This window comes from Kitasatospora sp. NPDC127067 (assembly GCF_042724755.1).
GTDB lineage: Bacteria > Actinomycetota > Actinomycetes > Streptomycetales > Streptomycetaceae > Kitasatospora > Kitasatospora lactacystinica.
Genome location: NZ_JBHXEM010000228.1, coordinates 1,237 through 7,089 on the forward strand (window position 1 = coordinate 1,237; position 5,853 = coordinate 7,089).

Sequence of the window (5,853 nt, forward strand, 5' to 3'; positions counted from 1 at the left end):
GGTGCCCTCGCCGCCGTCGGCCATCGGACGCGCGATCAGCTCGTCGCCCGGCCGCACCGAGCGCCAGCCGTCGGCCAGCGCCCGGGCGGCGTCGGTCGCCGTGACCGTCCCCTTGAAGGAGTCCGGGGCGAGGACGACCCTCATGCGCCCACCACGTGGGCCCGGTGGCGCTCGACCACCGTCGCGAGGGTCCGGTCCCCGGGGGTGTCCCAGATCTCCTGGTTGAAGATCTCGGTCTCGATCCAGCCGGTGTAGCCGGCGGCCGTGACCATGGTCGTCAGCGCGCCGAAGTCGATGTGGCCGTCGCCCACGTGGCCCCGGCCGAGCAGGGCGTCGGCGGGCAGCGGCAGCTTCCAGTCGCAGACCTGGTACGAGGCGATCCGGGCGCCCGCCCGGGCGACCTGCGCGGCGAGGTCCGGGTCCCACCACACGTGGTAGCTGTCGACGACGACGCCGACCTGCTCGACGGGGTGGCGCTCGGCCAGGTCGAGGGCCTGGCCGAGGGTGGAGACCACGGCCCGGTCCGCGCAGAACATCGGGTGCAGCGGTTCGATCGCCAGCCGTACGCCCAGGTCACCGGCGTACGGGGCGAGTTCGGCCAGCCGGTCGGCGACCCGCTCCCGGGCCCCGGTCAGGTCGCGGCTGCCGGCGGGCACCCCGCCGACGACCATCACCAGGGTGTCGGTGCCGAGTTCGGCCGCCTCCTCCAGGGCGCGGAGGTTGTCGGCGAGCGCCGCCCGGCGGGCGTCCGGCCCCTCGGCGGTGAGGAAGCCGCCCCGGCACAGGCTGCTGACGGCCAGTCCCGCCTCGCGGACCAGCTTGGCCGCGGACGCGACGCCGACCTCCTCCACCTTGTCGCGCCAGAGCCCGATCGCCGGGACGCCGGCTGCCGCGCAGCCGCGCACCGCCTCCGGCAGGCTCCAGCCCTTGGTGGTGATCTGGTTCAGCGAGAGCCGGTTCACGCCTCCACCCCCGCCACCGCGAGGAACCGCCGCATCCGGTGCGCGGCCAGTTCCGGATCGGGCAGCACCCCGGCGGCGTCCGCCAGCCGGAACAGCTCCACCAGGTGGACGACGGAACGGCCGCTCTGCGCCCCGCCGACCATGGTGAAGTGGCTCTGGTGGCCGGCCAGCCAGGCGAGGAACACGATGCCCGTCTTGTAGTGGTACGTCGGCGCCGCGAACAGGTGGCGGGCCAGCGGGAGGGTGGGGGCGAGCAGCGCGTCGTACCGGTCGAGGTCGCCGGCGTCCAGGGCGTGCAGCGCGGCCGCGGCGCGGGTGGCGATCGGGTCGAAGACGCCCAGCAGCGCGTGGCTGTGGCCGAGTCCGTCGCCGCGGACGAGCCGCGGGTAGTCGAAGTCGTCGCCGGTGTAGAGCCGGACGCCCTCGGGCAGGGCGCGGCGCAGGGCGATCTCCCGCTCGGCGTCGAGCAGGGAGACCTTGATGCCGTCGATGCCGGCGCGTTGCTCCCGGATCAGCGCGAGCACCGTCCCGGTGGCCGTGTCCGGGTCGGCGGAGCCCCAGTAGCCGGCCAGCGCCGGGTCGAACATCTCGCCGAGCCAGTGCAGGATCACCGGCCGACCGGCCTGGGCGATCAGCCGGCCGTAGACCCGGAGGTAGTCCTCCGGCCCGCGGGCCTGCGCGGCCAGGGCGCGGCTGGCCATCAGGACGGGCTGCGCGCCGGCCTCCTCGACCACCGCGAGCTGTTCCTCGTAGGCGGCCGTGATGTCGGCGAGGCCCGCGGCCGGGCCGGTGAGCTGGTCCGTGCCGACGCCGCAGGCGAGCCGTCCGCCGACGGCGCGGGCCTCCGCGCCGGAGCGGACGATCAGTTCCCGGGTGGCGGCCCAGTCCAGGCCCATGCCGCGCTGGGCGGTGTCCATGGCGTCGGCGACGCCGAGGCCGAGGGACCAGAGGTGGTGGCGGAAGGCGAGGGTGGCGTCCCAGTCGACGGCGGCCGGGGCGCCGGGGGCGTTGCCGCCGAGCGGGTCGGCGACGACGTGCGCGGCGGCGAAGGCCGTGCGCTCCTTCGGCGGGTGCGCCGGGATCTCCAGCGGCTCGGGGGTGCTAAGCCGGTGGCGGCCGAGGCCGGGGAGGTTCAGCTCGGTCATCGGATCTCCAGCTCGGGAACGTTCAGGCGGCGGCCCTCGCGGGCGGAGCGCAGGCCGAGTTCGGCCAGCTGGACGCCCTTGGCGCCCTCCAGGAGGTCCCAGGTGTACGGGGAGCCGGTGGCGACGTGTCGCAGGAAGAGCTCCCACTGGGCCTTGAAGCCGTTGTCGAACTCGCCGTTGTCCGGGACCTGCTGCCACTGCTCGCGGAACTTCTCGGTGGCCGGCAGGTCCGGGTTCCACACCGGCTTCGGGGTGGTGGCCCGGTGCTGGATCCGGCAGTCGCGCAGCCCGGCGACGGCGCTGCCCTCGGTGCCGTCGACCTGGAACTCCACCAGCTCGTCGCGGTCGACCCGGACGGCCCAGGAGGAGTTGATCTGGGCGGTGATCCCGCCCTCCAGCTCGAAGACGCCGTAGGCGGCGTCGTCGGCCGTCGCCGGGTAGGTCCGGCCCTGCTCGTCGACCCGCTCCGGAATGTGGGTGGCGGTGTGCGCGTACACCGAGCGGACGGGTGCGATGACCTGGTCCAGCACGTACCGCCAGTGCGGGAACATGTCGAGGATCATGCCGCCGCCGTCCTGGGCGCGGTAGTTCCAGGAGGGGCGCTGGGCGTCCTGCCAGTCGCCCTCGAACACCCAGTAGCCGAACTCGCCGCGCACCGACAGGATGCGGCCGAAGAAGCCGCCGTCCACCAGTCGCTTGAGCTTGAGCAGGCCGGGCAGGAAGAGCTTGTCCTGCACGGCGCCGTTGCACACCCCGGCCTCCCGGGCCAGTCGGGCCAGTTCGAGTGCGGCGTCGAGGGACTCCGCGGTCGGCTTCTCGGTGTAGACGTGCTTTCCGGCCGCGATGGCGGTGCGCAGGGCCGGCTCGCGGGCCCGGGTGATCTGGGCGTCGAAGTAGATCTCGGCGAGCGGGTGGGCCAGCGCCTCGTCCAGCGAGGTGGTCCAGTGCGTCAGGCCGTGGCGGTCCGCCAGTTCCCCGAGCTTGCGGGCGTCGCGGCCGACCAGGATCGGCTCGGGCCACAGTGTGTCGCCGCCCTCCAGGGGGAGTCCGCCCTGCTCGCGGATGGCCAGGATCGAGCGCACCAGGTGCTGGCGGTAGCCCATCCGGCCGGTGACGCCGTTCATCACGACGCCGATCACTCTCTGCGTCACTCTCTGGGTCATGCGTGGTCCTCCGCGTCCTGTGCGGTCAGTGCCGGCAAGGGGAAAGCGCTTTCCCGGAGGTTATGGAGATATGCTTCGCACGTCAATGCAGGTGGCGGAGGAAAGCGGGGAACGGTCGATGGGTGTCACCCTCAGTGAGGTCGCCCGTCACGCCGGGGTCTCGCTCGCGACGGCCTCCCGGGCGCTCAACGGCTCGGCCCGGACGGTCGGCGGGGAACTGGCCGCGAAGGTCCGGGCCAGCGCCGACGCCCTCGGGTACCTGCCGAACGCCCCCGCCCAGGCGCTCGCCCGGGCCGCCACGGCCAACGTCGGCGTGCTCCTGCACGACGTGGCCGACCCGTACTTCGCGGCCATCGCCCGCGGGGTCTCCGATGCCGCCGGGCGGGCCGGGCTGCTCCCGCTGGTGATCAACACGGACGGGGAGCCGGAGACGCAGGTGCGGGGCATCCGCATGCTGCACGGCCAGCGCGTGCGGGCCATCGTCCTGGCCGGCTCCGCCCACACCGACCCGGCCGCCGTCCGGGCCGCCGACGCGGCGCTCGCCGACTACCGGGCGGACGGCGGGCGGATCGCCACCATCACCGACCACGGCCCCGGCTACGACGCCGTCCTGCCGGACAACCGCGGGGGCGCGGCCGACCTGACCCGGGCTCTGCTCGGCCTGGGGCACCGCGAGTTCGCGGTGATCACCGGGCCGGAGCGGCTGCGGGTCCCGATGGAGCGGCTCGCCGGGGTGCGCGAGGCGCTCGCCGAGGCGGGCGTCGAGCCGGCCGAAGGAGCCGTCCAGCACGTGGAGTTCACCCGCGCCGGGGGCCGCGAGGCGGTGCGGCGGCTGCTCGACCGCCCGCAGGCCGAGTGGCCGACCGCCGTGCTGGCGCTGTCCGACGTCTGCGCGATCGGTGCGCTCGGCGAACTGCGCGCGCGGGGGGTCGACGTGCCCGGCCGGATCTCCGTGGCCGGCTTCGACGACATCCCGTTCGCCGCGGACGTGGCGCCGGCGCTCTCGACGGTGCGGATGCCGCTGGAGCGGCTCGGCGCGAGTGCCGTCACCCTGGCGCTGGAGTCCGACGGGGGCGGGCGGCCCGTCCGGCTGGCACTGCCGACCGAGGTCGTGCTGCGGGGGAGCACCGGGGCGGCGCCCGTGCGGGACCGGTGAAGGGGGGAGCGGCCGGCCGGGCGACGGTGCCGGACGCCCGGTGAGCGGGCGGTCCGGGCGGTTCGGGCGATTGGGGCGGGTTTCCGCAGGCCGGGAACGCGGGATGGCCTGACCGGACGATCGGCCGACCGGTACGGTGGGTCTGATCGACTCGGCACATCTGTGTTCGTTCGATCGAATTTCGATTGAACGAGCCAGATTGATCAGATGCCGTGCGGCACGGGGTACGGGGCACGCAGGAGGAAGCCATGACCATCACGGCCGAGGAGCGTCGGTCCCGGATCCTGGAGGTCGTGCGCGACCTCAGGACGGTACGCGTGGTGGACCTCGCCGCCCGGATGGGCCTCTCGGCCGTCACCGTCCGACGCGACGTCGCGGTGCTCGCCGACGACGGGCTGCTGCACCGCTCGCACGGCGCCGTCTCGCTGCCGCGCGCCAAGCCCACCGCGACCGAGGGCGCCGACCGGGTCCTGGGCATGCTCGTCCCCACCGTCGGCTCGTACTTCGACGAGGTGGTCGGCGGCGCCCGCTCGGCCGCCGCGGACGCCGGTGCGCGCCTGGTGCTCGCCATCGCCCCGTACGAGTCGGCCGACGACCGCGCCCAGGTCGGGCAGCTGCTCGACTCCGGGGTGGACGGCCTGCTCCTCACCCCCAACTGGCGTCCGGCCGGCGGCGAGGACCGGCTGTGGACCGGGGGGCTCCCGGTGCCCGCCGTGCTCGTCGAGCGCCGCCCGCCCGCCGACGGCGAGGGCGCGCCGCTGGACTCCGTCGGCTCGGACCACCGGCACGGCGTCCTGCTCGCCCTGCGCCACCTGGTCGCGCTCGGGCACGGCTCGGTGCTGCTGGTCGCCCGGGAGGACACCTGGACGGCGCACCAGGTCCGGGCCGGCTACGCCGAGGGGACGGCGCTGCTGGGGCTGGAGCCGCAACCGGTGATCGACATCCGCCGCCCCGGCGTCGACTCCGAGGCCGTCGCCGAGCGGATCGCCGAGGCCGCCGCCCGGGGCGTGCGGGCCGTGCTGGTCCACAACGACCAGGACGCCATCCAGCTGCCGCCGCTGCTGCGGGCCCGGGGCCTCCAGGTGCCGGACGACGTGGCGCTGATCGCGTACGACGACGTGTTCGCGGCCCTCGCCGCGCCGCCGCTGACCGCTGTCGCGCCGCCGAAGCGGGCCGTGGGCGCGGCCGCCGTGGAGCTGCTGCTGCGCCGCCTGGACCTCGGCGGCTCGCTGCCCGTGCACCGCCTCGAACTGCTGCCCTCACTGGAGATCCGCACCTCCTGCGGGGGCGCGGGCGCGGCCGGCTGAGGCGCGGCCGGGCGGAGCCCCGGGGCGTCCCGGCCGCTCCGCCCGGCCCGCCCCGGTCTCAGGGCGCGAGCCGGGCGAGGTAGGCCGCGCCGGGGGCCCGCAGCCCGGGCAGCGGGGCGG

At 75.4% G+C, this 5,853-nt stretch carries 6 protein-coding genes; 2 read left to right on the forward strand and 4 right to left on the reverse strand.

Features of this window, described 5'->3' with window-relative positions:
• The 4 genes from ACFWJ4_RS40225 to ACFWJ4_RS40240 all read right to left on the reverse strand — a co-directional run.
• A partial coding sequence (locus tag ACFWJ4_RS40225) for a glycerate kinase (RefSeq protein WP_380554108.1) occupies nt 1-144 on the reverse strand: 144 nt, incomplete at its 3' end.
• Nucleotides 141-962 carry a sugar phosphate isomerase/epimerase family protein gene (locus ACFWJ4_RS40230; protein ID WP_380554093.1) on the reverse strand — a complete coding sequence of 274 codons (822 nt, stop codon included), beginning with the start codon at nt 960-962 and terminating at the stop codon, nt 141-143. The genes ACFWJ4_RS40230 and ACFWJ4_RS40225, both read right to left, overlap by 4 nt.
• On the reverse strand, nt 959-2,107 hold the full coding sequence (locus ACFWJ4_RS40235) for a dihydrodipicolinate synthase family protein (RefSeq protein ID WP_380554096.1): 1,149 nt from the start codon (nt 2,105-2,107) through the stop codon (nt 959-961). Before ACFWJ4_RS40235 ends, ACFWJ4_RS40230 begins: the two co-directional genes overlap by 4 nt.
• On the reverse strand, nt 2,104-3,270 hold the full coding sequence (locus ACFWJ4_RS40240; protein ID WP_380554099.1) for a Gfo/Idh/MocA family protein: 1,167 nt from the start codon (nt 3,268-3,270) through the stop codon (nt 2,104-2,106). The genes ACFWJ4_RS40235 and ACFWJ4_RS40240 overlap by 4 nt, the downstream gene beginning before the upstream one ends.
• 118 nt (nt 3,271-3,388) lie before the next feature.
• Here ACFWJ4_RS40240 and ACFWJ4_RS40245 point away from each other — a divergent pair, with 118 nt between their 5' ends.
• On the forward strand, nt 3,389-4,426 hold the full coding sequence (locus ACFWJ4_RS40245) for a LacI family DNA-binding transcriptional regulator (protein ID WP_380554102.1): 1,038 nt from the start codon (nt 3,389-3,391) through the stop codon (nt 4,424-4,426).
• Between the two features lie 248 nt (nt 4,427-4,674).
• Nucleotides 4,675-5,733, forward strand: a complete 1,059-nt coding sequence (locus ACFWJ4_RS40250; RefSeq protein ID WP_380554105.1) for a substrate-binding domain-containing protein — start codon at nt 4,675-4,677, stop codon at nt 5,731-5,733.
• Nucleotides 5,734-5,853: the final 120 nt, after the last annotated feature.

What these genes read in the sequence shown, in the direction of transcription:
- ACFWJ4_RS40235 (WP_380554096.1), bottom strand. Translation starts at nt 2,107, where the DNA reads ATGACCGAGCTGAACCTCCCCGGCCTCGGCCGCCACCGGCTTAGCACC.
- ACFWJ4_RS40240 (WP_380554099.1), bottom strand. Translation starts at nt 3,270, where the DNA reads ATGACCCAGAGAGTGACGCAGAGAGTGATCGGCGTCGTGATGAACGGC.
- ACFWJ4_RS40245 (WP_380554102.1), top strand. Translation starts at nt 3,389, where the DNA reads ATGGGTGTCACCCTCAGTGAGGTCGCCCGTCACGCCGGGGTCTCGCTC.
- ACFWJ4_RS40250 (WP_380554105.1), top strand. Translation starts at nt 4,675, where the DNA reads ATGACCATCACGGCCGAGGAGCGTCGGTCCCGGATCCTGGAGGTCGTG.